Raw genomic sequence first — 26,213 nt, forward strand, 5'->3', positions numbered from 1 at the left:
GAACCGTTGGTCCAGTTAATATATGGACCGCTGGTCAAGTTTGTCCATGGGCAACAATGACCGGATGGAACGTCAAGAGCGGGCCGACGCCGCGCGCAACAGGCGGGCGATCCTGCGGGCGGCGGAGGAGCTGCTCCGCCGCCACCCGCCCGAGCAGGTCTCCGTCGAGCGGGTGGCGGTGGCCGCCGGCGTGGGCAAGGGGACGGTGTTCCACCGGTTCGGCAGCCGTACCGGGCTGATGCGGGAGCTGATGAGCGAGCGGGCCCGCGAGCTGGACAAGGCGGTGGCCGAGGGCCCGCCGCCGCTCGGCCCCGGAGCGCCGCCCGTCGAGCGGCTGGTCGCCTTCCTGGGCGCGGTGGCCGAGCTGGCGGCGCGCAACGGCAACCTGGTGGCCGCGCACGAGCACGCGGTCGCGACCAGCAGATCCGAGCCCCGGGAGACCAACCCGATCTACACCGGCTGGCACCGGCACGTCACCGCTCTGATCACCGAGGGCCGCCCCGACGTGGACGCGGACGAGATCGCGCACCTGCTGCTCGGGTCACTGCACATGGAGCCGATCGCGAGCCGGTTGCGGGCGGGGGACAGCGCGCGGCTCGCCCGCAGCTTCGCCGCCCTCGCCGAGGGCCTGCTCGGCCGGCCCGCCCCGTAGACCTCAAGACCGGCGGGCGCCGGAGGGGCCGTCAGAGGGGGAGGGTGGTGGCGGCGGTGTGGAAGGCGGCGACGGCCGCGCGGACCGCCGGGTGGTCGCCGTAGCCGCGGCGGAAGGCCGCCCGCGTGCGGCGGCTCAGGGGCAGGCGGGTCAGCGAGACGCCGTCCGGCGGGGTGAGCGCCGCCAGCCTGGGCACGAGCGCGACGCCCTGACCGGCGGCGGCGAAGGCGAGCACGGTGTCGAAGTCGTCGATGTGGTGCCGGACCCTGGGCTCGAACCCGGCCGCCTGGCAGGCCCTGATCGCCATGGTGTGGCAGAGCGTGCCCGGCTTGCCCATGATCCACGGGTCGTCGCGGGCGTCGAGGACGCGGGCCCGGTCGGTCAGGTACATCGGCTCGGTGAACAGCGGCTCGGTCTCGATGGAGGCGTCGGTGACCGGGGGCACGAAGTCGTACTCGTGCACGAGGGCGACGTCGAGCTCGCCCGCCCGCAGCGCCGCCGAGACGTCGGCGGGGTCGATCTCGGCCACCATCGGCTCCAGCCCCGGACAGTCCGCGGCGAGGCGGGCGAGCGCGGGCGGCAGCAGCACGCGGGTGGCCGTCGGGAACGCGCCGATCCGCAGGGGCCCCGACGGCCCGCCCCGGGCCGCGGCGAGCGCGGCCGAGGCGCGTTCGAGCTGTTCCAGGACGGCCTGCGCGTGCTCGACCAGCAGCAGCCCGGCCGGGGTGAGCGTGACTGTGCGCCCGGTGCGTTCCAACAGCGGCACGCCCGCCTCCCGTTCCAGGGCGCTGAGCTGCTGCGAGACCGCCGAGGGGGTGAACGTGACCGCCTCGGCCACGGCGGTGATCGTGCCGCGCCTGGCCAGCTCGCGGAGCAGGTGGAGCTTGCGTGGATCGAGCATAAGTCCATCTTAAGCTCGAACGAAGAAATCCGAACTGGACCTAACAGGTCTGCGGGCGGCAGGCTCGGAGCATGCTGAGAGGAATCCACGTACCGCTGGTCACGCCGTTCACGTCGTCGGGGGAGGTGGCCGCCGACGCGGTCGAGAAGCTCGCCCGGCAGATGCTCGACGAGGGCGCGGCCGGTCTGGTGGCGCTGGGGACGACGGCCGAGGTGGCCGCCCTCGACCCCGGCGAGCGGGCCCTGGTGGTCGAGACCTGCGTACGCGTGTGCGCCGAGCGCCGGGCGCTGCTGACCGTCGGCGTGACCGGGAACGACACCCGCACGACCGCCGCGGCGCTGCGCGACCTGCCCGCCGGGGTGGACGCGGCCCTGGTGACCGTGCCGTACTTCCTGCGGCCCGGCGAGCGCGGCGTGATCGCGCACTTCGAGGCGTTGGCCGAGGCGTCACCCGTGCCGCTGGTGATCTACCACATCCCCTACCGGACCGGGCAGGCCGTGGGCGCCGCGACGCTGCGGGCCGTCGGGGAGCACCCGAACATCGCGGGCGTCAAGTACGCCGCCGGCGGCATCGACCAGGACACGGTGGACCTGCTCGCGGACCTGCCCGACGGCTTCGAGGTGCTGGGCGGCGACGACGCGTTCGTCTCGCCGCTGCTCGCGCTCGGCGCCACCGGCGGCATCCTGGCCTCGGCGCACGTGCTGACCAGGAGCTTCGTCGAGCTGGTCGACGCCTGGCTGGCCGGCGACGTGGCCACCGCGCGTCCGCTCGGGCACCGGCTGGCCCACGTCTCCCGCGCGCTCTTCGCCGAGCCCAACCCGACCGTGATCAAGGGCGTCCTGCACGCCAGGGGCCTCATCCCGACGCCGGACGTGCGGCTGCCGCTGCTGCCCGCCTCCGCCGCCGCGGTGTCACAGGCCGACCTGGTGGCGGTACATCCAGGCCAGTGACTCCTGGCTCGCGCCGCGCTTCAGGAACATCGGCAGCATCAGCCGACGTTCTCGGCGCCCCGCGGGTACGCCTCGTGGATCTCGGCGTCGATGCCGGCCGCCTGAAGGGCCATCGCCGTGACGGGCCCGCCGATCCCGCAGCCTATGATCAGAGCCTTCATGCTGGTATCCTTTCGTTCGATCGAACGAAATATATGAGCGCGGGTGGCGGGATGTCCAGGGATATTTCGGAGCATCGAAAGAAATTGTTGGACGAACTGGTCGAGGCGGGCCGGGAGAGCAGCAACGCCGCGGTCATGTACCACAGCGCCATGGGCGAGCGGCTGGGCCTGGGGATGACCGAGGAGAAGACGCTCGACCTGCTCCAGCGCCTCGGGCCGCTGACCGCCGGGGAGCTGTCCCAGCACACGGGCCTCGCCCCGGCCTCCGTCAGCGGGCTGATCGACCGGCTGGAGGCCAAATGGCTGGTCCGCAGGGTGCGCGACACCAAAGACCGCCGCCGGGTCATCGTCGAGATCAACTGGGAGCGGCTGGCCGGCTTCGGCGAGCTGTTCGAGCCGTTCGTGGCCGCCATGTCCGGCCTGTACGACCGCTACACCGACGACGAGCTGGCCCTGATCGTCGACTTCCTCCGGCGGTCCACGGCCCTGCAACGGGAGGCCACCACGTCGCTGCGCACCGAATAAAGGGCTGTACACAATCCCGCTTATGGGCTACGGTGTCCGCCGATATGGGTTACTGCTTCCTGTGATTCTCACGCCCGAGGCGCATACGCGTTGAGCCGACCGCTCCGCCGCGCCTCGTACCGGTCATGTCCGCGTTGAGACAAGGAGGTGGAGCCTCTATGCGTACCGCTGCCCAATTGGCACTGAACGAGATCACCAAGCGTTACGACACCCGAATCGTCCTGGACCGGGTGTCGCTCACCGTCCGGCCCGGCGAGAAGGCCGGGGTGATCGGCGACAACGGCTCGGGCAAGTCCACGCTGCTCAGGCTCATGGCGGGCGTCGAGCGTCCGGACAACGGCGAGCTGACCGTGGTCGCGCCCGGCGGCGTGGGGCACCTGCCGCAGTCGCTGGAGCTGCCGCCGCACGCCACCGTGGCCGACGTCGTCGATCTGGCCCTGGCCGAGCTGCGCGAGATCGAGGCGCGCATGCGCGCGCTCGCCGGCACCGACCTGGACGCCTACGCCGCCGCCGTCGCCGAGTTCGAGGCGCGCGGCGGCTACGAGGCCGACACCCGGGTGGACGTCGCGCTGCACGGCCTGGGCCTGCCCGGCCTGGACCGGGACCGTCCGGTCGCGACGATGTCGGGCGGCGAGCGGTCCAGGCTCGCCCTGGCCGCGACGCTGGCCGCCGCGCCTGAGCTGCTGCTGCTCGACGAGCCGACCAACGACCTGGACGACCAGGCCGTCGCCTGGCTCGAACAGCACCTGCGCGAGCACCGCGGCACGGTCGTCGCGATCAGCCACGACCGGACGTTCCTCGACCGGGTCACCACGGTGATCCTGGAGGTCTCCGGCGGGCGGGTGCGCCGCTACGGCGACGGCTACTCGGGCTACCTCGCGGCCAAGGCCGCCGAACGGGCCGCGCACGTGCGGGCCCACGAGGAGTGGCGGTCCGAGCTGGCCCGGCACGCCGGGCTGGTGGCGGCCAACGCGGGGCGGATGGCGGCCATCCCGCGCGGGATGGCCAAGGCCGGGATGGGCACCGGCGCGTGGCGGGCGCGGTCGCGTACGCACGGCGCCGCCGGACGCGTCCGGCAGTCGCACGCGCGGCTGCGATGGCTCGAAGAGCACGCGGTGCCGCCGCCTCCCGTGCCGCTCCGCTTCACCGCCGCCATCACCACCCCGCCCCCCGCCGACGCGCTCCCGCCGGATCACCCGGAGGGCGCGGGCGTCCCGGCCGACGTGTTCGGGGCGGGGCGGTCCATGGTGGTCGTGCTCGACGGGGTGCGGGTGGCGGGGCGGCTGCGGATCGACGGGCTCGCCGTACGGCGGGGGGAGCGGCTGCTCGTCACCGGGCCGAACGGCGCGGGCAAGACCACGCTCATGCGGGTGCTGGCCGGCGAGCTGCGTCCCGACGAGGGGACCGTGCGCCGGACCGGACGGGCCGGTCTGCTGCGTCAGGAGGACCGGGCGGCCCGGCTGGACCGTACCGTCCTCGCGGCCTTCGCCGAGGGACGGACGGGCAGCCCCGACGAGCAGGCCGACCGGCTGCTCGGCCTGGGCCTGTTCCGGCCGAACGACCTGCGGCGGCGACTGGCCGACCTCTCGTACGGGCAGCGCCGCCGGGTCGAGCTGGCCCGCCTGGTCACAGAACCGGTGGACCTGCTGCTGCTCGACGAGCCGACCAACCACCTGTCGCCGATGCTGGTGGAGCAGCTTGAGGAGGCGCTGGCCCACTACGAGGGCGCGCTGGTGGTCGTCACCCACGACCGCCGCCTGCGCGCCGCCTTCACCGGCACCCACCTGGAGCTCGCACCCGCCCCGCCCAGCGAGCGGGCCCGCTGAGGGCCGGGCCCGCTCCCCTCAGGGATCGGGCCTGACGGGCGCGGTCAGCGGTCCGACTCCCTGATGGCCGTGCCCACCTCGCTCACCCGGTCGGCGAGGAGGCCGAGGGCGCCCACGGCCCTGGTCATCGGGTCGTCGCCGGAGCCGCCGAGCGCCCTGGCCCGGAGGAAGGCCGCCTTGATCTCCGCCCAGCGCGCCGCCTGGGCGGCGGTGAGGCGGCCGCGCAGCTCGGCCAGCTTGAGCAGGTTGGCCTCGGCGTCCTGGGTGAGGGTCTGCGCCTCGCCCAGGTAGTGGTCGTCGATCACCGCCTCCAGCTCCTCGTCGTTCATGGCGGGCACGATGCGCTCGGCCAGCTTGTTCATGTTCCGGTACGACCCCTGCAACCGGTACGGCGGCTCGGTCCTGGACGCCTCCGCCTGGGACGCCGACGCGATGTAGGCCGCGTTGTTGGCCAGCACCACCTCCTGCGCCCGCACCAGCTTGCCCAGCACGCCGAGCACCTGCTCCAGCTCGGCCTTGCCGTACGGGTGCCGGAGCTGGTCAGGCCGGACGGCCGGGTCGCCCTTGGCCAGGCGCACCAGGAGCTCGACGTCGGCCCGGTCGCGGCCCGAGAGGGGGGCGAGCACCGGGTTGGAGGTCAGCGCGTTGTCCACGTAGCTCAGCGCGAACAGCTCGTCCTTGCCGGAGAGCACGTCGCCCAGGTTCCACACGTCGGCGCGGTTGGCCAGCATGTCCGGGATGCGGAAGCGCTGCCCGGACTCGGTGTACGGGTTGCCCGCCATGCACACCGCGAAGCGCTTCCCGCGCAGGTCGTACGTGCGGGTCCGGCCGTTCCAGACGCCCTCGATGCGGCGCTGGGCGTCGCACAGCGAGATGAACTTCTGCAGCAGCTCCGGCGAGGTGTGCTGGATGTCGTCCAGGTAGAGCAGGGTGTTGTTGCCGCTCTCCAGCGCGAAGGAGATCTTCTCGACCTCCTGCCTGGCCGTGGCGTCGGGCGCGTCGGCCGGGTCGAGCGAGGTGACGCCGTGGCCGAGCGCCGGGCCGTTCACCTTGACGAAGACCAGGCCGAGGCGGCTGGCGACGTACTCCATCAGCGTGGTCTTGCCGTAGCCGGGCGGTGAGATGAGCAGCAGCAGGCCCATCTGGTCGGTGCGCTTGCCCGCGCCCGCCGCGCCGAGCTGCTTGGCCAGGTTGTCGCCGATCAGCGGCAGGTAGACCTCGTCCAGCAGCCGGTTGCGGACGAACGCGCTCATGACCTTGGGCCGGTACTCCTCCAGGCGCAACCGGCGGCGTTCCTGCTCGATCAGCTCGTTGCGGCGGCGCTGGTAGGCCCGGTAGGCCGGGACCCGGTCCTGCCTGAAGGCGCGCGCCCTGGTCAGCAGCTCGTCGAGCCTGACCCGCAGCCTGCGGTCCTGCACGCGCGGATGCGCGCCGAGCAGCCCCTCGACGGTCTCCTCGACGGCGGCGCCGGAGTCGTGCCGCGGCAGGTCGCACAGGAGCACGGCGACGGCCTCGGCCACCTCGGGGCCCTGCCGGTAGGCGCCGATCCAGGCGTGGGCGAGCTGCAGCCGCTCGGGCAGGGGGAGCGCGGCCAGCTCCTCCTCGAACTCGCGGGTCCTGGCCGGGCCGAGCGCCTGCCTGAAGCCGTCGAGGAGGTCGCGCGCCGCCTTGCCGGTCACGAAGCCCGACGGCGTCGCGCCCAGCTCCTCGACCAGGTACTCGCCGGCCAGCGCGGCCGTGCTCCGCGCGGTGTCCTGGCCGGTGTCGTGGGCGGTGTCGTGGGCGGTGTCCTGGCCGGGGGAGAAGGCGGCGATCCGGCCGCCGAGCTCGGCGGCCAGCGCCTCCAGGGCGGGCGTCCGGCCGAAGACCGCGCGGGCGCGGACCAGGGAGGCGGCCCTGGTGGCCAATGTTTTACGTGAAACCTCGTCCGTGCCGAAGGCCCAGAAGAGCTGCGCCGCCGCGCGGGCCTCGGGCGGGTAGCGCAGCAGGCCGGCGCCCTCGCGCAGGCGGACCAGGCTCTCCAGGACGAGGATCGCGTCGTGGTCGTGCACGCCGCGCTCGTAGCCCTCGTCGTAGCGCTGCTCGGCGGCCTGGCGTACCAGGTCGGCCAGGGGAGCGCCGGGCTCCGCGGAGTCCAGGAGCGAGGCGGCCAGGTGCTCGGCCCGGTACATCTCCGGCGTCTCCGACACCAGCAGCTGCTCCCAGAACGGCCGCGTGTCGGCGAACGACGCCGGCACGGGCGCGCGGTAGTCGGTGCCCGTGATCGCGAAGTGCATCTCGCCGTCGTGCGGGACCAGCGTCAGGTCGATCGGCTGGGTGTTGACGGCGAACAGGTGACGGCCGAGGCGCAGCGTCTCGCCGCCGTCGGTGAACAGGTCCAGCCGGTCCCGCAGGGCGCGGCCGGCCTCCTGCTGGGCCGCCTTGACCCGGCCGTCCAGCTCCTCGGCCCGGACGGCGTCGCCCAGGGAGCGCAGCTCGGCCGCCGCCGTACGGACCCTGCCGACCATCGGATCAGTGGCGAAGTACGTGTTGACCTCGTCCATCGACCCCAGCGACGCCAGCCGCCTGGTCACGCTGCCCAGGATGCGCTCGGCCGAGGCGAAGACCCGGTCGGCCCGCCGGGCCAGGCCGTCGAGCTGGGTCTGCTTCCTGGCCGAGAACGCCTCGTAGACCTCGTCCCGCTTGCCCGCGAGCTGGGCGGCGAAGTCGTCGAACTCGCCGAACCGCGCCTCCAGGTTCTCCACCTGGAGCATCAGGCGGCCGAGCTGCTCGTCGCACTTGTCCGGCGTGTCGGCCATCGCCAGCGCCCCCGAGACGGCCTGCCCGAACAGGGCGAACTCGGCGGCGAAGGCCGCGCGCCCCTCCGAGCCGAGCAGCTCGCGCCGCCGCCCGTCGAGCACGGCCCGCGCCCGGTTCACCCCGGCCAGCACCTCGGCGATCCGGCCCAGGATCGACGTGCGGACCGTGGCGTCGGCGATCTCCAGCGAGCCGACGACCTCCGTCACCACCTCCAGGCCCTCCGCCTGCTCGGCCAGCCGGTCGGCGACGGGCGCGGCCTCGGCCACGGTCGCGATCGCGGCAGCGTCGGCGGCCAGCCGTTCGACCGCCACGTGGTAGGCGGTGAACGCCTCCGCGCCCTCCAGGAAGGCGACCGCGCGCCGGCCGGTCGCGGCCAGCTCCGCGGTCACGGCGGCGGACAGCGCGTCCAGGCGGGCGAGGTCCAGGTAGCGGACGTCGCGCAGGGTCACCAGGCGGCCCTGCTGCCTGCGCAGTCCGGCCAGCGTGGTGACCCAGGCGTCGGCGGTGGCGGGGGTGTCGGCGGCGGCCGCGCGTACCAGGTGGGCGGTCTCCTCGGCGGCCGCGGCCAGGGCGTCGGCGGCCTGGCGGGTGAGCTGCTCGACGTTCTCGTACTCGTCGAGCACCTGCTCGGCGGTGGCGCGCATGTCGGCGAGCGGCTCGGCGAGCCCGTGCTCGCCGAGCCAGTGGTAGGAGTCGGCGGCGCGGGTGCAGGCGGCGATCAGCGCCTCGAACGTGGCCTCCGACGCCGCCATCTCCTCGACCATGCGGGCCACGGACAGGCAGTCGGAGATGCCGCGCACCAGCTCGGCGTTGCCGATGCGCTCCAGGGGACCGGTCCCGGCGGGCTGGGCGGCGGCGTAGGTGTCGGACACGTACGGCGTCTGCCACACCTGCATCGGATGGACCCGGGTCGGCTCCTCGGAGAGGGCGCGGAAGACCACCATCGTGCCGTCGTCGAACAGGGAGTACCCGTGGCAGACGATGGGGTTGGCCACCTCCTTCCTGATCACGTTGTACGGCAGCAGCAACGAGCGGCCGTCGCCGCGGGCGTGGAAGACGTACAGGACGTCCTCGCCGTTGGGCGAGCGCACGACCCGCTCGAACTCCAGGTCCGCCACGTCCGTGTCGAAGGTCTTGCTGATCCCGGTGGCCAGGTAGTAGCCGCCCGGGAAGATCAGCCCCTGGTCCTCGGGCAGCCGCTGGCAGGACTGGCCGATGCCGTCGAGCCTGGTCACCGCCTTGGTACGGGTGTTGAACACCAGATGCCGCCAGTCCGGCTCCTTGTACGGCCTGATCCGCATGAGGACGAGCGGCCCGACCCTGGCGTACTCGACGTCGGCGTCGGCCAGCGACTGGAGGCGTTCGGTGACCGGCTCGGAGTAGACGCCCGCGCCGGTCTCGGTGTTGTTCTCGACCTTGATGGTGAGGTCGCCGCCGATCGTCTCGACGAAGACCTCGCCCTCGATGGAGATGTGCGGATGGCGGCCGAGGACGTGGTCGTCGCGGGTGGTCGGCGTCCACTCGAAGTCGTGGGACGGGGGGAAGACGTGGTCCCGCTCCCCCCTGTTATCCAGATATTTCGGGACACCGCCGTTGCTGACCGTCCACCTGAGCACCCGCGTGTCCGCCGGGCCCGTCCGGAACACCGCCAGCAGCTTGCCCTCGACCCGGCGCAGCTGCTGGAGCCTGGTCTCCTTGTAGTACCGGTACAGCTCGGCGAAGTCCTTCCTGAACGCCGGCTCCTCCAGCGTCTCCAGCTTCCCCGTCTCGAACGTGAACGCGTCCCCGTCCCTGGTGAAGCGGTGCACGGCGAACACGTCGGCCACGGTCGTCTCCGGCTTGAGCCCGATGAAGACGTTGTAGCCGAACAACATCACCTCGCCCAGCGAGACGATGTCCCTCGGGACGCAGTTGTTCTCGGTCCTGATCCGCTCGGTGCCGAGCAGGCGCAGCTCCGCGCCGCCGAAGACGCGCAGCCGCTGCCCGTTGACCTCCTCCGCCGCCACCGCGAGGGCCTTGGCCTGCGCCTGGAGACGGTTCCGCAGAACCTCGTAGGTCCCGGCTTCCAGCTCGGTGGTGCTCACGTCAGCCCTTCGCCGCCGCCAGCGCGGCCACGGGGGAGTCGGCCACGCCCAGCCGGCGCGCGGTCTCCAGCAGCTCGCCGAGCGCCGTCGACTGCGGGCCGCCGTCCTGGATGAGCCGCATGAGCAGGGCCGAGACGGTCAGGTTCTTGATGTCCTCGGTGCGCACCCCGCCGACCACGCTCGCGATGTCCGCCGCCAGGCTGGCCGTCCCGTTGAGGTACGGCGCGGCGAGCGCCCCGGCCACGGTCGAGTGGCCGACGAAGCCGTCCACCGCCTTGCCCGTGGTGATCGAGCCGACCACCTTGTCGAAGAACATCGTGTCGCCGCCGACGATGTCGATGTTGGCCTTGGCCAGCCCCGCCGCCAGCACGCTGGCCTGCGACTCGGCCACCTGGCGGGTGACGTCGATGTGCTTGAGCCTGATCTCCTTGTCGGCCTCCAGGCGCAGGCGGTACTCCTCGTGGCCCCGGCTGGCCTCGTCCAGGGCGGCCATCGCGGCGGCCTTCTGGGTCAGGCCCTCGGCCTCGGCCTTCAGCTTCTCGCCGATCGCGGTCGCGCCGGCCAGCGCCATGGCCTGCTCGCCCTCGGCCTGCGCCTTGAGCCGGTCGCCCTCGATCAGCGCCATGGCCCGCGCGCCCTCGGCCTCGGCCCGCAGCCTCTCGCCCAGGGACAGGGCCTCGGCGCGGCCGACCTTCTCGATGGCGTCCGCGTCGCGCTCCTTGACCTGCACCTGCGCCAGCCCGGCCGCGGCGGACTCGGCCTGCACGCCCTCCGCGAGCCGGATCTTGGCCCGCGCCTCCAGCTCGGCGGCCTGCTGCCGGGCCTCGGCCAGCACCAGCTCCTCGCGGGCCTTGAACTTCGAGGCCGCCTCGGCGGCCTCGGCCGCCTTGATGTCCTTGACCAGGTTCTCCTGCGCCTCGGCCTCGGCCGCGATGATCACCTGCTGACGGGTGCGCTCGGCCTCCTCGACCACCCGCAGCCGCTTGATGCTCTCCTCCTGCTCGGCCACCGTCTTGTCGACCGCGATGCGCTCCCGGATGACCTCGGCGATCGACCGCTTCTCGGTCTCGACCTCCTTGTCCTTGGCGATGCGCGACAGCTCGGTCTCCCGCTCGCGGGCGATGACCTCCAGCAGGCGGTCCTTCTCGATGCGCTCGCTCTCGATCGCGATCACCCGCTCGCGGTTCTTCTCGGCGACCGCCACCTCGCGGGCCTGGTTCTCCCGCTGCACACCGATCTGCTCGTCGGTCTTGATGCCGGCCGTCTGCGCGCGCAGCCGCTCCTCGGCCTGCACGCGGGCGATCTCCGCCTCCTCGCGGGCCTTGACGGTCTCGATTTCGCGGCGCTGCTTGAGCTCGGCGTCGGCCTGGCGGCGCTGGAGCTCCAGGATGGCCTCGCGGGCGTCCACGTTCTGGCGGGTGATCTCCTTCTCCTCGGCCCGCTGGAACTCGTTGGTCCGTACGTGCTCCAGCGCGGTCAGCTCGGTGATCTTCCTGATGCCCTGGGCGTCCAGGATGTTGCTGGAGTCGAGCTGGGTGAGCGCGGTCTGCTCCAGGTAGTCGATGGCGGCGTCTTCGAGGCTGTAGCCGTTCAGGTCGGTGCCGATGAGCCGGATGATCTCGTCGCGGAACTCGTCCCGCTTGGTGTAGAGGTCGACGAAGTCGAGGTGCTTGCCGGCCGTCTTCAGCGCCTCGGAGAACTTGGCGCTGAACAGCTCCTGGAGGGTGTTCTCGTCGCTGGCCCGCGCGGTGCCGATGGCCTGGGCGACCTTGATGACGTCCTCGGCGGTCTTGTTCACCCGGACGAAGAACGTGATCTTGATGTCGGCCCTGATGTTGTCCCGGCAGATCAGCCCCTCACGGCCGGTACGCGTGATCTCGATGGTCTTCACCGAGATGTCCATGGTCTCGGCCTTGTGGACGACCGGCAGCACGATGGCGCCGGTGAACGTCACGTCCACCTTGTTGACCTTCGACACGATCAGCGCCTTGCCCTGTTCCACCTTGCGGAAAAGGCGGCCGATGATGACCAGCAGGCCAATCACGATGACCAGGACGACGGCGAGAAATACGCCGAAGCCCGTGGAGATGACGTCCATCAGATCTCGCTTTCGTAGGGCATGACCCAGAAGAATTCGCCGTCTTTGTCGTATTCGAAGATGAGTGCTTTGTCGCCGCGGCCCAGGCGGTCCCGTCCGGTCGTCCGGACCTGGACGACCGCGGTCGAGCCGTCCTCGGCGGTGACCTCGGCCTGGCCGAAGTCGGGGGTGGCGGCACCGGTGCGGATGACGCACGGGCGGCCCACGAGGTCGCCGCGCGAGTGCTGCCCGCCGTCCTGGAAAGCCCTGCGCAGCGGCCCGATCAGGGCGCGCGTGGCGAGCCAGCCGCCCGCCGCCGCGGCGAAGGGCACGGCGGCCAGCGCGGCGTCCGGCAGCACCTGGCCGCCGACCAGACTCAGCAGCCACGCGACCGCGACCAGCAGGGAGATGACGATCCCGGCGGGGACGCCCCCGAATCCCAGCCATGGCGCGTCGTGGTCGAGGTCCAGCAGGCCCGCGATGACGGCCAGCCAATAAGCCAGGACCGCCGCGAGGAGGAAAGTGAAAATGACGGTCGGAAAGCCCAGAGCGGCGTGGAAGAACTCGGTCATCAGCCCTCGGTTTGCCCCATCCCCCGGTGTGTCCTGACGGACTATATACATATAAAGCGCGACTAAAGCGGAAAGTTCCCGACTTCATATCGAAAGTTAGCCGACTTGACCTCAAGGGCGGTTGAGGTAGCACGCTCGACGGCATGACTGACGTGATGAGGGCGGCGGCGTTCGCCGAGCCGGGCGGCCCCGAGGTGCTGAAGGTGATGGAGGTGCCCGCGCCGCAGGCGGGCCCGGGACAGGTGCGCGTCCGCGTGCGGGCGGCCGGCGTGCAGCCGTTCGACGCGGCCGTACGGGCGGGGTGGCTGCCGCCGTACATGGGGGACGTGCCGTGGCCGCGCATCCCGGGCAACGAGTTCGCCGGCGTGGTCGACCAGGTGGGCGACGGGGTCGCCGGGGTGTCGGCCGGGGACGAGGTGCTGGGCTTCTCGCGCCTGTTCGCCTACGCCGAGTACATCGTGGTCCCGGCGGCCGATGTGGCTCCCAAGCCCGCCGGGACGCCCTGGGAGGTGGCCGGCGGGCTGACCTCCGGCGTGCAGACGGCCGAGCTGGCCCTCGACGCCCTGGCGGTCGGCGCCGGCGAGACGCTGCTCGTGCACGGCGCGGCCGGGTCCGTGGGCACGGCGGCCGTGCAGATCGCCCGCATGCGCGGCGCCACGGTGATCGGCACCGCCCGCCAGGCCAACCACGACCACCTGCGCGACCTCGGCGCGATCCCGGTCGCCTACGGTGACGGGCTCGCCGACCGGGTCCGCGCGCTCGCCCCCGGCGGCGTGCACGCGGCCCTCGACGGCGCCGGCGGCCACGCCCTGGAGGTCTCGCTCGTCCTGGTCGCCGACCGCGGGCGCATCGTCACGCTGGTCGAGCACGGCCGGGCGGCCGAGCTGGGCGTCAAGGTCGTCCAGGGCGAGCGCACGGCCGAACGGCTCGGCCGGTACGCCGCCCTGTACGCCGAGGGCCGCTTCGCCTTCCCGGTGCGGCGGACGTACCGGCTGGAGGAGGCCGCCGACGCCCACCGCGAGATCGAGACCGGCCACGGCCGGGGGAAGGTCGTCCTGGTGACGGACTGAGGTCCGCCGCTCCCTCGCATTCCGGGCGGGCCGGTTCGGACGGCGTTCCTGCGGCGTCGGCCGAGCCGGCCCGCCTTCGCGGTTCAGACGGTGTTCTTGTGGCGCTGGTTGAACCGGCCCGCCTTCGCGCGGTTGCCGCACACCTCCATCGAGCACCACCTGCGGCTGCCGTTCTTGCTCACGTCGAGGAACCACAGGACACAGGCCGGGTTCGCGCACTTGCGCAGCCGTTCGGGACGTTCGCGCAGGAGCCGGACGAAGTCGGCGGCCGCCGTCCAGGCCGCCTCCCAGGCCGGATCGCTCACCACGACGGTCTCGCGCGGCCCGTCGGCGTCCACCCGCGGCCTGGTCGAGCCCTCGGCGAGCACCGCGTTGAGCGCGTCGTGCCCCCGGCCTTCGAGCGAGCCGCGCAGCGCGTCCCGCGTCCGGACGAGCCGGTCGCGCACCCGCTCCAGATCGTCCTCGCCCGGCAGGCCGTGGTCGCCGAGCCAGGAGCGCACGCCTTCCAGGTCGTCGAACTGGTCGAGCAGGGCGCCGTGCTCCACCCAGACGGTGTCGACCAGGTCGAGCGCCATGGGCTCGTCGCGAAGCGGCCGTATCCTCACTGCCTCTAACCCCCCAAAGCGATTTGACCGGTTACTGATCGCCATGCTATCACTTAACCAGCAAAACGGATTTAGCCGGTTATAGCTGGAGGATGAGATGACTGTTCGGTACCGCACCGCTGTGGTGGCCGGCCTCGACGTGTTCTACCGGGAGGCCGGTGACCCGTCGGCGCCCACGCTGGTGCTGCTGCACGGGTTCCCGACCTCGTCGGTGGCCTACCAGGAGCTGATCGCCGACCTGGCGGACGAGTTCCATCTGATCGCGCCGGACTACCCGGGCTTCGGTCACAGCTCGGCCCCCGCGGCTGAGGAGTGGGAGTACAGCTTCGACCACCTGGCCGACGTGGTGGACAGCCTCCTGGACACCCTGGGCGTCACCAAGTACGCGCTCTACGTGCACGACTACGGCGCCCCCGTCGGCTTCCGCCTCGCCGTCCGGCACCCGGAGCGCATCACCGGCATCGTCACCCAGAACGGCAACGCGTACGAGGAGGGTCTGACGCCGTTCTGGGAGCCGCTGCGCAAGGCGTGGGCCGACCCCTCCGAGGAGAACACCTCCGCGCTGCTCGGCCTGCTCACCCCCGAGGCCACCCACTGGCAGTACACGCACGGCGTCCCCGACGCCGCCATGGTCAACCCCGACAAGGCGGCCCTCGACCAGGCCCGCCTCGACCGGCCCGGCAACCACGCCGTCCAGCTCGCCCTCTTCGTGGACTACGGCCGCAACCCGGGCCTCTACCCGCAGTGGCAGGAGTACCTGCGCACGCACCAGCCGCCGGTGCTGGCCGTGTGGGGGCGGCACGACGAGATCTTCGGCCCCGACGGCGCCCTCGCCTTCGACCGGGACACCAAGCGCGCCGAGATCCAGCTCATCGACGCGGGCCACTTCGCCCTGGAGACCCGTGGCCGGCAGATCGCCGCGCTGGTCCGCGACTTCCTCCGCCGCCTCTCCGACTGACGGGAGCCTCCGATGCCCCAGCCCCGCCGCCGCGGGAACACCACGGCCCGCCCCGGCCTGTCCGCCGCGGCCGTCCACACGCACCGATCCCTGGGCTCCCGCCGCGCGCCCGCCCCCCACGGGCGCGCGGCGGGCCCGACGGCCGGGCCGCCGCCCACCCGGAGGTGGGGGTGGGCCGGGACGTCGGGGGCGCCCGCCCGTCCGTCCGGCAGGGCGGTGGCCCTGGCCACCGCGGCGGCGCTGGCCGGACTGTCGTTACTGGCCCTGCTGGCCGGCCTCACCGGCATGGAGCTGTTCGCGCTGCCGTTCGCCGCCACCGCCGGGATCGTGGCCCTGGCGCCCGCCGCGCCGTTCGCCCAGCCGCGCAGCATCCTCCTCGGCCACCTGAGCGCCACCGCGCTCGCCCTGGCGCTCACCGCCCTCACCGGCCCCTCGGTGTGGACGGCGGTCGCCGCGGCGGCGCTCTCCACGGCCCCGATGCTGCTGCTGCGGGCCCCTCACCCGCCGGCCGGGGCCACGGCGGCGCTGATCGGGCTCACCGCCCCCGACCCGGTGTACCTGCTCGACCCGGTCCTGGTCGCGAGCGTCGTGGTGATCGCCGCCGGGGTGGCGCTCGGACGGGCGCTGCCGGGCCACAGATATCCCGCCTACTGGCGGTGAACCGTCACTGCCGGTGGCGCACGGCCTCGGCGATCACCAGGGCGGTCTCGTCGAGCTCGTGCTCGCCGTCCTCGACGTCCCACAGGGCGTTCTGCAGGATCCGGCCGAGGGTCCAGCCGGCCGCCCTGGCGGGGTCGAGGCCCAGCCCGTCCACCATCAGGTCGAACCGCCGCAGCACGCCCCTGATCGGGTCGCCGGTGGCGACGACGGCGTCCCAGCGGTTGTCCAGGGCGGGCCACAGGTCGAACCCGGGGTCGCCGGCCAGCGGCTTGGGGTCGATGGCCAGCCACGGCTCCCGCTCGGCGGCCAGCACGTTGTCGTAGTGCAGGTCCCAGTGCAGCAGCCGGTCGCCCGGCTCGGCGACGAGCTCGGCGACCGCGTCGGCGCACCAGCGCAGCCAGTACCTGTCCTGCTCGCGGGGCAGCGCGGCGGTCGCGCGGTCGACGTCGGCCAGCATCTGCGCGGCGATGTCGCCCAACCGGCGCAGCCCCGGCGGGGCGGGGAAGGCGGTCAACCGGCCCAGCAACCCGGTCAGGATCATCAGCGCCTCGGTGTCGTCCGGGACGGCCGACAGCGGGCGGCCGGAGTCGAGGCGTTCCAGCAGCAGGGTGCCGGTCTCGGGGTCGTCGTCGAGCAGCAGGACCGAGCCCTTCCCGGCCCACGTGCGCAGGCCGGGCGCCTCGGTGGCGTTCTCGTCGGTGACGGGCTGGAGCTTGAGCGCCGCCCTGGTGCCGTCCTCCCGTACGACGGGCAGCACGAGGGAGACCACGCCGTGCATGGGGCGGCCCTCGTCCAGCCGCAGCCCCCACTCCTCCAGGTAACGCTCGGCCAGCGCGGGCAGGCCGGCCGACCAGGCCCGCCCCCGCTCGCCGTCGATCTTCACATGTGATGCGGTCAACGCCTCGGGAACCATGATCCTCATCGCCCCAGTCTGCCTCCGGCCGGGGCGCCCGCGGCTAGAAGTGCCAGGGGAAGGGCGACCAGTCGGGCGCCCGCTTCTCCAGGAAGGAGTCGCGCCCCTCGGCCGCCTCGTCCGTCATGTACGCCAGCCGCGTCGCCTCGCCCGCGAACACCTGCTGCCCGACGAGCCCGTCGTCGATCATGTTGAAGGCGAACTTCAGCATGCGCTGCGCGGTGGGCGACTTGCCGTTGACCTTGCGCGCCCACTCCAGCGCCGTGGCCTCCAGCTCCGCGTGCGGGACGACGGCGTTGACCATGCCCATGCGGTGGGCGTCGGCCGCGCTGTAGGTGTCGCCCAGGAAGAAGATCTCGCGGGCGAACTTCTGCCCGACCTGCCGCGCCAGGTAGGCCGAGCCGAAGCCGCCGTCGAAGCTGGCCACGTCGGCGTCGGTCTGCTTGAAGCGGGCGTGCTCGGCGCTGGCCAGGGTGAGGTCGGCCACGACGTGGAGGCTGTGCCCGCCGCCCGCGGCCCAGCCGGGCACCACGCAGATCACGATCTTGGGCATGAAGCGGATCAGGCGCTGCACCTCCAGGATGTGCAGGCGCCCGGTGGCGGGGGTGCCGTCGGCGTACTGGTAGCCGTCTTTGCCCCTGATGCGCTGGTCGCCGCCGGAGCAGAAGGCCCACCCGCCGTCCTTGGGCGAGGGGCCGTTGCCCGTGAGCAGCACGCAGCCGACGTCGGTGGCCTGCCTGGCGTGGTCGAGCGCCCGGTAGAGCTCGTCGACCGTCTGGGGCCTGAAGGCGTTGCGCACTTCGGGCCGGTTGAACGCGACCCGCACCGTGCCCTGGTCGAGGGCCCGGTGGTAGGTGATGTCGGTGAAGTCGAAGCCCTCGACGACCTGCCACATCTTCGGATCGAACAGCTCGGAGACCATGGGGGCGAGCCTAACGGATCTGCCCCTCGGCCCACTCGGCCCACTCCTTCTGCACGGCGCCGAGCCGCAGGCCGTACTCCAGGGCGAGCCGGCCGTAGACCGACAGGTTGTCCTGGCCGCTCTCGACGAAGCCCTTGATGGCCTCCATGTGCTCCAGGTGCTTGCCCACCACCTCGGCCTGGCGGCGCAGGTAGGCGCGGGCCTGCTCGGGATCGACCTGACCGAGGAAGAACACGCGCAGCAGCATGTCGCTGCGCCCGACCCTGACCGGCTCGACCTCGGTGATCCAGCGGCGCAGCTCGGCCCGGCCCTCCTGGGTGATCGCGTACTCCTTGCGGCCGCGGGGGCCCTCGGCCGCGACGCTCACGAGACCGGCGTCGGCCAGCTTGCCGAGCTCGGCGTAGAGCTGGCTCTGCGTGGCCGGCCAGACGTTGGACAATGAGACGTCGAAGGTCTTCAGCAGGTCGTAGCCGCTGGCCGGCCCCTCGGCGAGCAGACCAAGCACGGCGTGTCTCAAGCTCATATTCCTATATTGACATATCTCCACAGGAGGTTCTACATTCGACATGTCTACTTAGGAATGTCAAAGGAGTTGCGCGATGCGCGGTCTGCTCGGTTTCCTCCCCTGGGTCGTCTACGCGGTCATCGCCACGGGTGACGAGTGGCGCTGGGGCGCCATCACCGGCCTCGTGATCGCCCTCGCCCTCGTGGTCATCGACCGGCGGTCCGGCCGGGCCTGGGACGAGATCGTGATCGAGACGAGCGCCGCCGCCTTCTTCGCCCTGCTCACGGTGCTCTCCCTGGCGGCCCCGCACTCGCCGCTCACGCCGTACGGGCCCGCGCTGGTCAACGTCTGGCTGGCCGGCACCGCCTGGGGCTCGCTGGCCATCGGCAAGCCGTTCACGCTGGGCATCGCGCGCACGATGGCGCCGAAGGAGATCTGGGAGACCCAGGCGTTCCGCCGCGTCAACGTGGTGATCACGACGGTGTGGGCGGTGGCGTTCACGCTCGCCGCCGTCGCGCTGACGTTCGTGCTGGCCGCGACCCCCCACGCCACCACGGTCGTCATCGCGATCAAGGTGCTCTCGTTCGTCGTCCCCGCCGTCTTCACCGCCCGTTACCCGAAGGTGGTCAGGCGCCGCGCCGAGGCCGCCGCTAAGTGACCTCCGCCCGCAGCTCGGCCAGGAGCTCCCCCTGGTCGGCCAGCATGTCGGTGAGGATGCGGCGGGCGGCCCCGAGCAGGTCTGCCAGCTCGGGAGTGGCCAGGGTGTAGACCACCGTGCTGCCTTCGCGGATTGCGCTCACGATCCCGGCCCTGCGCAGGACCGCCAGCTGTTGTGAGAGGCTCGACGCCTCGATGTCGATCTGGGCCAGCAGGTCCCTGACGGGCAGTGGACCTTCCTGGAGTAGCTCCAACACTCTGATGCGAGCGGGGTGGCCGAGCGTCCTGAAGAAGTCGGCCTTGGCCTGGTGGACCTCCACGTGCATATTGCAAGACTAATCGAGCGCAGTTGCATAATTCTTCAAGTCGTAACGTTGTTGGATAGCATGACAGCGGGGACTAGGGAGTAGCCATGGGCCGAGGAAGAGCCAAGGCGAAGCAGACGAAGGTCGCTCGCCAGCTGAAGTACGCCAACCACAACATCGACTACGACCGGCTGCGCGAGGAGCTGGGTGCGGACACGCCGCGCGAGGAGATGTACACGTCCACGGCGTCCGAGCAGGAGTCCGAGCGCGCGCAATGACGCGCGCCGGCTTCGCGGGGGCGTCCGCGACGTTCTCGGGCCGCCTGGCCTCCGGCGCCTGACCGGTCGCCGCGAGTTCCAGGCGGTGTTCCCGTGCCCGCCCGGCGGCGTGCCGCAGGGCGCGGGCCGGGCCACGGTGGTCCGGCGGGCTGCTAGCCCGTCACCGCTTCGAGCAGGCGGCGCGCGTCGGCGAGCAGGCGGCCGGTGGCGGCCCGCGACACCGGGTCGGCGTTCTGCTGGAAGCCGTGCGTGAGGCCGGGCTCCCTGCGGCACGTGACCGGCACGCCCGCCTCGGCCAGCCGGCGGGCGTACGCCTCGCCCTCGTCCCTGAGGGCGTCGTGCTCGGCGGTGACCACCAGCGTGGCGGGCATCCCGCTCAGGTCGGGCACGAGCAGCGGGCTCAGCCTCGGGTCGGCGCGCCGCGCCGGATCGGGCGCCCACTGCCGCACGGCCCAGGCGAGGAAGCTCTCGTCGAGGCCGTGACCGGTGCCCTTCTCCCGCACGCTCGGGCAGGAGAGCGTGAGGTCGGTGTTGGGGCAGACCAGGATCTGGGCGGCGGGCGACGGGTCGCCCGCGTCCCGCAGCGCCAGGCAGGCCATCGTGGCCAGGTAACCGCCCGCGCTGTCCCCGGCCACCGCGACCGGACGGGCCTCGCGCAGCACGTCCACGACGTCCTCGACGGCCGCCGGGTACGGGTGCTCGGGCGCCAGCCGGTAGTCCACGGCTAGCACCTCCACGTCGCACTCGCGGGCCAGCAGGCGGCAGATCCGGTCGTGCGTGTCCAGGTCGCAGAGCACCCACGCGCCGCCGTGCACGTACACCACCAGCGGCCGCCGCTCCCGCGCGGGCCGGTAGTGCCGCAGCGGCAGCCCGCGCGGCCCGGCCAGGTCGGTCACCTGCGGCAGCTCGGGCCCGCGCGCACGCAGGTGCGCCCGCTCGGCGCTGCCCCTGCGCAGCTCGTGGACGTCGGGATCGTTCATGGACGACGAGTGTAGGGATCACCGGCGGGCAAAGATCTCGCGGCGCAGGCGCAAAGCCGGGCATGCGGGGAAGGCCGATGGGCAGGTGCCGATCGGCCGACAAGGAGATCCAGACATGCGCGTAGGAATCGTGGGTTCGGGCCGGCTCGGCGCGCCGCTCGGCCGGCTGCTCGCGGCGGCCGGTCACGACGTGCTCTTCAGCGACGCCCGGCCGGCCCTGGCCGAGGAGGCCGCGGCCGCCGCCGAGGGGCAGTCGGGCGTCGGCTCGCCGATCGAGGCGGCGCGCTTCGGCGAGGTCGTCGTCATGGCGGTGTGGTGGGAGGCGTTCCCCACCGTGGTCGAGGAGCTGGGCGCGGCGCTGGGCGGCAAGATCGTCATCGACCCCAGCAACCCGATCACCCGGCTCGACGGCGCCGAGGCGGTGGTGGCCGTGCCGGACGGGCTCACCAGCCCGCAGTACCAGCAGCACGTGCTCGGCCGCGAGGTGCGGCTGGTGCGCACGTTCAACACCAAATACCCCAACGAGCTGCTGGACCTGGGCACGGCCGGGCAGCGGGGCGGCCCGCGGGCCGACATGCCCTACTGGGGCGACGACGAGGCCGCCAAGAAGGCCGTGGTGCCGCTCATCGAGGACGCCGGCTTCACCGCCATCGACGGGGGCGGGCTCGCCGACGCCCTGTGAGCCGGGCCGAGCCGGGCTGGGCCCGGCCGGCCCTGCGTGAGCCGGGACGGGCCTGGGGGAGCCGAGGGGGCCGGAATCAGGCCGCGCAGGTGTCGTGGGTGGCGTCGAAGCCCTTGATCGCCTCGGTGTCGTCGGCGCGCAGCGGCTTGAGCCCCTTCCAGTCGTCGCCGATCACCAGCACCAGGTGGTTCGTCCGGGCGCCGGGGACCAGCTTGGGCGTGGCGGCGAGCAGGTCGTTGGTGAGCGTGGGCACCCGCGTCTCGGCGTTGGGGCCGTAGAGCAGCGTGGTCTTCGCCTGGGGCTTCCTGGCCGTGTCGCCGATCTTGCTGATGTGGTAGCCGCGCTGTTCCAGGAAGGCGGCCACCTGCGTGCCGAGGCCGCCGCGGTAGGTGCCGTTGCGCAGCTCGATCTGGATCTTCGACCGCCCCACCTTGGCCTGGCCGCCCTTGACGCCCTGGACGCTCTGGTCCCTGGCGACGATCTGGAACAGCCGGCCGGCCTGCGGCTGCACCCACTCGACCCGGCCCGGCTGGGTCAGCGAATAGTGCCAGGGGGTGGTGATGAACCGGATCTGCCCGGCGTTGAGGCCCTGGAGGCTGGTGGCGAGGTCCTTCATGACGCCCACCGACAGGTCGTCGTCGACGGTCACCGACTTGGTTCCGGCGTCGAGGAAGCCGAACAGCTTGGACGGGTCGGTGAGCGTCTCGCCGCTCATCACCTTCTTGAGCATCGAGGCGATGAACATCTGCTGCCGCTGGATGCGCCCGATGTCGGAGCCGTCGCCGAGGCTGTAGCGGGCGCGGACGTAGCCGAGCGCCTGCTCGCCGTTGAGCGTCTGCCGCCCGGCGGGCAGGTGGAGCAGGGCCTTCTTGTCGTTCACCGGGGAGGGCAGGCAGACCTCGACGCCGCCCACGGCGTTGACCATGCTCTTGAAGCCGGTGAAGTCGACCTTCACGAAGTGGTCGATGTGGATGCGGGTGAGCGACTCGATCGTCTTCCAGGTGCAGGCGATGCCGCCGGAGTTGAACGACTCGTTGATCATGCCCAGGTGCGGCTGCTGGCCGGGCAGGCCGCCCGTGGCCCGGCAGGCGGGGAGCTGGACCAGCGAGTCGCGCGGAAAGCTGATCACCATGGCGTTGTCCCGCTTGGACGACACGTGCGCCAGCATGATCGTGTCGGTGCGCTCGCCCGCGATGCGGCGGCCGTACCTGGCGTTCTTGCCGTCGCGCTGGTCGGAGCCCACGATCAGGACGTTCATCGCCGAGGTGGCGACCTTGGGGGGCCGCGTCTCGCCGAGGTCCTCCTTGGTGACCGTGGAGCGCTTGAGGTTGCCGCTGAGTTTCGCGGTGACGCCGACGGCCACGCCGGCGACCAGGAGGACGACGGCGACCGCGATCGCGATCACCCAGCGTAGCCAGCGCCCGTGGCGCCTCTTGGGGGCGCCGGGGTCGCTGGAGGGCGGAGCATCGACAAGCCCGCTGCTCACGTGACTCCAGAGGGACGGGGGCCGAGGGGCCACCGCCCCGGGCCAAGAGCCTCGCCGTACAAGTCTCGGCCGTTGAACGTGCCCGAGTGTACTCAGTCCGGGACGGGTATGCGGAGGGACCGCGTTCCTTGACGGTCAAGCCTCGGGTCAGCGCTCGCGCGGGGTCACCAGGCCGGACTCGTAGGCGAAGACCACGAGCTGGGCGCGGTCGCGGGCGTGCAGCTTGGTCATCGCCCGGCTGACGTGCGTCTTGGCGGTGGTCGGGCTGATCACCATCTGGGCGGCGATCTCGTCGTTGGACATGCCGCGGGCGACCAGGGCGGTCACCTCGCGTTCGCGGTTGGTGAGCACGTCCAGGCCCTGGGGCTCGGGCTCGGGGCGGCGGGCGACGTACTCGCCGATCAGGCGGCGGGTGATGGCGGGGGAGAGCAGGGCGTCGCCGCGGGCGGCCACCCTGACGCCCTGGAGCAGGTCAGCGGGCTCGGTGTCCTTGACCAGGAAGCCGCTCGCGCCGGCGCGCAGGGCCTGGAAGACGTACTCGTCCAGGCCGTAGTTGGTCAGGATCACCACGTGGACCCCGGCCAGGCGGTCGTCGGCGGCGATCCGCCTGGTGGCCTCGATGCCGTCCATGACGGGCATCTGCACGTCCACGAGCGCCACGTCGGGGCGGTGTTCCAGGGCGAGGGCGACCGCCTGCTCTCCGTTGGCGGCCTCGGCGACGACCTCGATGTCGTCCTCGGCCTCCAGCAGGGCGCGGAAGCCGCCGCGGATGAGGGCCTGGTCGTCCACCAGCAGCACGCGGATCACCGGGCCTCCTGCAGCGGCAGCTCGGCGCGCACGGTGAACCCGCCCTCGGGACGCGGCCCGGTCGCCAGCCGCCCGCCGAGCGCCGTGACGCGCTCGCGCATGCCCAGCAGGCCCACGCCGGGGTCGCAGGGGCCGCCGTTGGCGCGGCCGTCGTCGTCCACCTGCACGATCAGCTCCTCCTTGCCGTAGTCGACGCGTACCGAGGCGGTGGCGGGCCCGGCGTGCTTGGAGACGTTGGTCAGCGCCTCCTGGACGATCCGGTAGGCCGCCCGGTCGACCTCGGCAGGGAGGTCGCGGCGGTCGCCGGTGACCGTCACCGTAGCCGGGACGCCGGTCGAGCGGGCCCGTTCGACCAGGTGGGTGAGCCGGTCGAGGCCGCTGGCCGCGGGGGCGTCGTCGTCCTCGCGCAGCACCTCCAGCGTGGCGCGCAGCTCGCGCATGGCCTCGCCGCTGGCCTCCTGGATGGCCAGCAGCGCCGCCGGCACCTCCTCGCCGCGCTTGCGCGCGAGGTGCACGGCCACGCCCGCCTGCACCTTGATGACGGAGATGGTGTGGGTGAGCGAGTCGTGCAGCTCCCTGGCGATGCGCAGCCGCTCCTCGCCCGCCCGGCGCAGCGCGGCCTCCTCGCGGGTCCGCTCGGCCTCGGCGGCCCGCTGTTCGACCTGCACGAGGTACGCCTGCCGGTGCCGGGTCACGGTCGCGGTCACCCCGGCCGCCAGGAACCAGCCGAGCAGCAGCGTCGTCTTCTGCACGATCTCCTGCGCGGTCTGCCCGTCGGGGGTGGCCAGGTTGACCGCCAGGGTCCCGCCCAGGAACACCGCGCCGGCCGCCGCCGCGAGCGCCCGGTGACCGGCCCTGACCGTGGCGAACACGGTCACCATCACCGGGAAGGCGGCCGGCGGGCCGGGCTGGGCGTGCGCGGAGTAGACCAGCATGCACAGCGTGGTGACCAGCAGCGCCGGGACCGGCGCCCGCCGCCAGGCGACCAGCGCGAGCGACCCGGCGAGCACGGCAGCGTAGTCCGCGGGCCCCGCGTCCGGCGTGGCCACCACGGTCGCCGTCAGCAGCACGGCCACCACCGCCGCGAGCGCCGCGTCCATGACGGCGGGGTGCCATCGCAAGCTCATGCCAAGCACAGTAGAGCCTGATGTGTCGATAATCGTCCTCACATGGGCGGAATGGGGGACTACTCCCGCCGTCGTACGCCGTCCGCCTCTGCGCCCCGCGCCGTAGCCGCGGAAGTCATCCCGGGCAGGACGACTCCGGCCCGTCCCGCGGCCCACCATGGCGACCATGAACACGACGCAGACGGCCGCAGGCCAGTTCCGCTACGTCACGCCCGTCCGGCCGCAGGACGCCACGGGCCGGGTGGCCGAGGTCTACGCCCGCCTCGCCGACGACTTCGGCATGGCCCGCATGGCGGTCTTCCTGACCTTGTCGCCCGCGCCCGCCGTGCTGGCCGGGACCTGGGCGCTGCTGCGGGAGTCGCTGCTGGCCGGGCCGGGGTCCAGGACCGGCAGGGAGGTGGTGGCGCTGGGGGTGTCGCTGGCCAACCGGTGCCCGTTCTGCGTGGCCGCGCACACGACGCTGCTGCACGCCACCGGCGACCACAGGCTGGCCGAGACCGTCGCGGCCGGGGGCGTGCCGGCGGATCCCGGGCACGCCGCGCTGCTGCGGTGGGCCAAGGACCGGCGGGTGCCCGCGCCCTTCTCCGCGGAGGAGGCGCCCGCGTACGTCGGCACCGCGCTGACCTTCCACTTCGTCAACCGGATCGCCTCGTCCCTGCTCACCGAGAACCTGCTGCCGGGCAACCTGCAGAAGTCGCGCCTGGTGCGCAGCGTCGGCGGCCGGGCCATGTCCCGGACGGTGCGCAGGGAACTCCCGCCCGGCGCGGGCCTGGACGTGCTGGACGGCCTGCCCTCCGCGCCCGAGCCCGCCTGGGCGGCCGGCACGCCGGTCGGCACGGCGTACGCCACGCTCATGGCCGTCGCGGTGACGGGCGGGGAGCTGCTCGGCGAGGCGGCGCGGACGGCCGTCACCGAGGCGGTCGCGGCCTGGGACGGCGAGCACCCGCCGATGGGCGGCGACTGGCTGTCGGGCCCGCTGACCGGCGTGCCCGGCGGGGAACGGCCGGGAGCCAGGCTCGCGCTGCTCGCCGCCCTCGCGCCCTACCGGGTCACCGACGCGGACGTCGCCGCCTGGCGCGGCGCCGCGACGACGGACGAGGACCTGGTGCGGCTCGTCGCCTTCGGCGCCGCCATGGCGACGCGGCACGCGGAGGGCGTCCTCACCGGGACCCGCGTGGGCGCCGGCGGCAGGTCAGGCCGGTAGGCAGGCGGGGGGCCGGCCCGAGGCGGGCCAGACGTATTCCAGGTCGTCGGGCTCGTCGCCGAAGAGCGGGCGGTAGTGATCGGGGTCCTTGCGCAGGAGGGCGGAGCGGTGGCTGAGGTGGAAGGCGTCGTCGCCGAGCCAGGGCGGCAGCTCGCCGGCCGCCGCCAGCTCGTGCTGGGTGCGGATGACGGGGGTGCCGCAGGCGCGGCCCAGCTCGACGGACATCGTGGCCGCGCAGGTGTCGGCCCGGCCGGTCGAGCACCAGCGTTCGCACACGTCGAGCCCGTAGCGGACCAGGGCCTCCTCGTAGCCGGCCCACATCTTGACGGCGGGGTGGTGGCGCCAGCCGTAGCCGGGGACGGTCAGGGCGCGCAGCACCTGCAGAGCTTCCACCCGCTGCTTGCCCAGCCGCAGCGCGTCCAGGACTCCGGCACTGGCCGCGAAATCCGGATACGGAAGAAATGTCTGCATCTACGCCCCCGCTGACCTGGTCTTTCCCGCCTGCCG

Annotated in this window: 26 protein-coding genes; 11 read left to right on the plus strand and 15 right to left on the minus strand. The window is 72.8% G+C overall.

What is annotated here, in order from left to right; all coding sequences use genetic code 11:
• Window positions 1-64 precede the first annotated feature (64 nt).
• Window positions 65-652, plus strand: coding sequence for a helix-turn-helix domain-containing protein (locus tag AB0C33_RS23585; RefSeq protein WP_358291395.1), 588 nt, complete (start codon window positions 65-67; stop codon window positions 650-652).
• A gap of 31 nt (window positions 653-683) precedes the next feature.
• On the opposite strand, the gene AB0C33_RS23590 is transcribed toward AB0C33_RS23585, so the two are convergent.
• Window positions 684-1,553: a LysR family transcriptional regulator gene (locus AB0C33_RS23590; RefSeq protein ID WP_358291397.1), complete on the minus strand. Its 870-nt coding sequence runs from the start codon at window positions 1,551-1,553 to the stop codon at window positions 684-686.
• Window positions 1,554-1,624: 71 nt separating this feature from the next.
• On the opposite strand from AB0C33_RS23590, the gene AB0C33_RS23595 reads away from it, so the two are divergent.
• Entirely contained in the window at window positions 1,625-2,503 is an 879-nt protein-coding gene (locus AB0C33_RS23595) for a 4-hydroxy-tetrahydrodipicolinate synthase (RefSeq protein WP_358291399.1), read from the plus strand.
• Between the two features lie 38 nt (window positions 2,504-2,541).
• On the opposite strand, the gene AB0C33_RS23600 is transcribed toward AB0C33_RS23595, so the two are convergent.
• Window positions 2,542-2,664 carry a hypothetical protein gene (locus tag AB0C33_RS23600; protein ID WP_358291401.1) on the minus strand — a complete coding sequence of 41 codons (123 nt, stop codon included), beginning with the start codon at window positions 2,662-2,664 and terminating at the stop codon, window positions 2,542-2,544.
• A gap of 84 nt (window positions 2,665-2,748) precedes the next feature.
• Here AB0C33_RS23600 and AB0C33_RS23605 point away from each other — a divergent pair, with 84 nt between their 5' ends.
• Both AB0C33_RS23605 and AB0C33_RS23610 read left to right on the plus strand, forming a co-directional pair.
• Window positions 2,749-3,189 carry a MarR family transcriptional regulator gene (locus tag AB0C33_RS23605; RefSeq protein ID WP_358291403.1) on the plus strand — a complete coding sequence of 147 codons (441 nt, stop codon included), beginning with the start codon at window positions 2,749-2,751 and terminating at the stop codon, window positions 3,187-3,189.
• A 158-nt stretch (window positions 3,190-3,347) separates the two neighbouring features.
• Window positions 3,348-5,015 (plus strand): ABC-F family ATP-binding cassette domain-containing protein, encoded by a 1,668-nt coding sequence (locus tag AB0C33_RS23610; RefSeq protein ID WP_358291405.1) that lies wholly within the window; start codon window positions 3,348-3,350, stop codon window positions 5,013-5,015.
• A 44-nt stretch (window positions 5,016-5,059) separates the two neighbouring features.
• Here AB0C33_RS23610 and AB0C33_RS23615 read toward each other — a convergent pair whose 3' ends face one another.
• The 3 genes from AB0C33_RS23615 to AB0C33_RS23625 are packed head-to-tail and all read right to left on the minus strand — an operon-like array spanning window position 5,060 to window position 12,547.
• Window positions 5,060-9,898, minus strand: coding sequence for a DNA repair ATPase (locus AB0C33_RS23615; RefSeq protein ID WP_358291407.1), 4,839 nt, complete (start codon window positions 9,896-9,898; stop codon window positions 5,060-5,062).
• A gap of 1 nt (window position 9,899) precedes the next feature.
• The gene (locus AB0C33_RS23620; RefSeq protein WP_358291408.1) at window positions 9,900-11,996 is read right to left on the minus strand and encodes a flotillin family protein; all 2,097 of its coding nucleotides are present in this window, start codon (window positions 11,994-11,996) and stop codon (window positions 9,900-9,902) included.
• A complete protein-coding gene (locus AB0C33_RS23625; RefSeq protein ID WP_358291410.1) occupies window positions 11,996-12,547 on the minus strand; it encodes a hypothetical protein in 552 nt (183 codons plus the stop codon). Before AB0C33_RS23625 ends, AB0C33_RS23620 begins: the two co-directional genes overlap by 1 nt.
• 155 nt (window positions 12,548-12,702) lie before the next feature.
• Here AB0C33_RS23625 and AB0C33_RS23630 point away from each other — a divergent pair, with 155 nt between their 5' ends.
• Window positions 12,703-13,617, plus strand: coding sequence for an NADP-dependent oxidoreductase (locus AB0C33_RS23630; RefSeq protein WP_358291820.1), 915 nt, complete (start codon window positions 12,703-12,705; stop codon window positions 13,615-13,617).
• 83 nt (window positions 13,618-13,700) lie between these two features.
• Here AB0C33_RS23630 and AB0C33_RS23635 read toward each other — a convergent pair whose 3' ends face one another.
• Complete coding sequence (locus AB0C33_RS23635) at window positions 13,701-14,222, minus strand: CGNR zinc finger domain-containing protein (RefSeq protein ID WP_358291412.1); 522 nt, start codon at window positions 14,220-14,222, stop codon at window positions 13,701-13,703.
• 97 nt (window positions 14,223-14,319) lie between these two features.
• Between AB0C33_RS23635 and AB0C33_RS23640 the strand changes: the two genes are divergently transcribed.
• The gene (locus AB0C33_RS23640; RefSeq protein WP_358291414.1) at window positions 14,320-15,180 is read left to right on the plus strand and encodes an alpha/beta hydrolase; all 861 of its coding nucleotides are present in this window, start codon (window positions 14,320-14,322) and stop codon (window positions 15,178-15,180) included.
• 12 nt (window positions 15,181-15,192) lie between these two features.
• Window positions 15,193-15,840, plus strand: a complete 648-nt coding sequence (locus AB0C33_RS23645) for an HPP family protein (protein WP_358291416.1) — start codon at window positions 15,193-15,195, stop codon at window positions 15,838-15,840.
• A gap of 4 nt (window positions 15,841-15,844) precedes the next feature.
• On the opposite strand, the gene AB0C33_RS23650 is transcribed toward AB0C33_RS23645, so the two are convergent.
• The 3 genes from AB0C33_RS23650 to AB0C33_RS23660 are packed head-to-tail and all read right to left on the minus strand — an operon-like array spanning window position 15,845 to window position 18,198.
• Window positions 15,845-16,762 (minus strand): aminoglycoside phosphotransferase family protein, encoded by a 918-nt coding sequence (locus AB0C33_RS23650; RefSeq protein WP_358291418.1) that lies wholly within the window; start codon window positions 16,760-16,762, stop codon window positions 15,845-15,847.
• A 34-nt stretch (window positions 16,763-16,796) separates the two neighbouring features.
• Entirely contained in the window at window positions 16,797-17,675 is an 879-nt protein-coding gene (locus AB0C33_RS23655) for a 1,4-dihydroxy-2-naphthoyl-CoA synthase (RefSeq protein WP_352366206.1), read from the minus strand.
• 10 nt (window positions 17,676-17,685) lie between these two features.
• Window positions 17,686-18,198, minus strand: a complete 513-nt coding sequence (locus AB0C33_RS23660; RefSeq protein WP_357702057.1) for a PadR family transcriptional regulator — start codon at window positions 18,196-18,198, stop codon at window positions 17,686-17,688.
• A gap of 76 nt (window positions 18,199-18,274) precedes the next feature.
• Here AB0C33_RS23660 and AB0C33_RS23665 point away from each other — a divergent pair, with 76 nt between their 5' ends.
• Complete coding sequence (locus AB0C33_RS23665) at window positions 18,275-18,838, plus strand: hypothetical protein (RefSeq protein ID WP_358291420.1); 564 nt, start codon at window positions 18,275-18,277, stop codon at window positions 18,836-18,838.
• Here AB0C33_RS23665 and AB0C33_RS23670 read toward each other — a convergent pair.
• Complete coding sequence (locus AB0C33_RS23670; RefSeq protein WP_090938046.1) at window positions 18,831-19,163, minus strand: metalloregulator ArsR/SmtB family transcription factor; 333 nt, start codon at window positions 19,161-19,163, stop codon at window positions 18,831-18,833. The genes AB0C33_RS23665 and AB0C33_RS23670 overlap by 8 nt on opposite strands.
• Before the next feature lie 86 nt (window positions 19,164-19,249).
• Here AB0C33_RS23670 and AB0C33_RS23675 point away from each other — a divergent pair, with 86 nt between their 5' ends.
• Window positions 19,250-19,420 (plus strand): DUF3073 domain-containing protein, encoded by a 171-nt coding sequence (locus tag AB0C33_RS23675; RefSeq protein ID WP_358291422.1) that lies wholly within the window; start codon window positions 19,250-19,252, stop codon window positions 19,418-19,420.
• A 152-nt stretch (window positions 19,421-19,572) separates the two neighbouring features.
• Here the strand turns inward: AB0C33_RS23675 and AB0C33_RS23680 are convergent, their stop codons facing one another.
• Window positions 19,573-20,400 carry an alpha/beta hydrolase gene (locus AB0C33_RS23680; RefSeq protein WP_358291424.1) on the minus strand — a complete coding sequence of 276 codons (828 nt, stop codon included), beginning with the start codon at window positions 20,398-20,400 and terminating at the stop codon, window positions 19,573-19,575.
• A 115-nt stretch (window positions 20,401-20,515) separates the two neighbouring features.
• Between AB0C33_RS23680 and AB0C33_RS23685 the strand changes: the two genes are divergently transcribed.
• A complete protein-coding gene (locus AB0C33_RS23685) occupies window positions 20,516-21,082 on the plus strand; it encodes an NAD(P)-binding domain-containing protein (protein WP_358291426.1) in 567 nt (188 codons plus the stop codon).
• 76 nt (window positions 21,083-21,158) lie between these two features.
• Here the strand turns inward: AB0C33_RS23685 and AB0C33_RS23690 are convergent, their stop codons facing one another.
• The 3 genes from AB0C33_RS23690 to AB0C33_RS23700 all read right to left on the minus strand — a co-directional run bounded on the left by AB0C33_RS23690 (window position 21,159) and on the right by AB0C33_RS23700 (window position 24,502).
• The gene (locus AB0C33_RS23690) at window positions 21,159-22,568 is read right to left on the minus strand and encodes an LCP family protein (RefSeq protein WP_358291428.1); all 1,410 of its coding nucleotides are present in this window, start codon (window positions 22,566-22,568) and stop codon (window positions 21,159-21,161) included.
• 147 nt (window positions 22,569-22,715) lie between these two features.
• Window positions 22,716-23,375, minus strand: coding sequence for a response regulator transcription factor (locus AB0C33_RS23695; protein WP_358291430.1), 660 nt, complete (start codon window positions 23,373-23,375; stop codon window positions 22,716-22,718).
• The gene (locus AB0C33_RS23700) at window positions 23,372-24,502 is read right to left on the minus strand and encodes a sensor histidine kinase (protein ID WP_358291432.1); all 1,131 of its coding nucleotides are present in this window, start codon (window positions 24,500-24,502) and stop codon (window positions 23,372-23,374) included. Before AB0C33_RS23700 ends, AB0C33_RS23695 begins: the two co-directional genes overlap by 4 nt.
• A gap of 166 nt (window positions 24,503-24,668) precedes the next feature.
• Here AB0C33_RS23700 and AB0C33_RS23705 point away from each other — a divergent pair, with 166 nt between their 5' ends.
• Window positions 24,669-25,706 (plus strand): carboxymuconolactone decarboxylase family protein, encoded by a 1,038-nt coding sequence (locus AB0C33_RS23705; RefSeq protein WP_358291434.1) that lies wholly within the window; start codon window positions 24,669-24,671, stop codon window positions 25,704-25,706.
• Here the strand turns inward: AB0C33_RS23705 and AB0C33_RS23710 are convergent.
• A complete protein-coding gene (locus AB0C33_RS23710; protein WP_358291436.1) occupies window positions 25,695-26,177 on the minus strand; it encodes an MSMEG_6728 family protein in 483 nt (160 codons plus the stop codon). The two genes, AB0C33_RS23705 and AB0C33_RS23710, sit on opposite strands and share 12 nt — an antisense overlap.
• Window positions 26,178-26,213 lie beyond the last annotated feature (36 nt).

The sequence above is a fragment of the Nonomuraea sp. NPDC048881 genome (assembly GCF_040649795.1).
Classification (GTDB): Bacteria; Actinomycetota; Actinomycetes; order Streptosporangiales; family Streptosporangiaceae; genus Nonomuraea.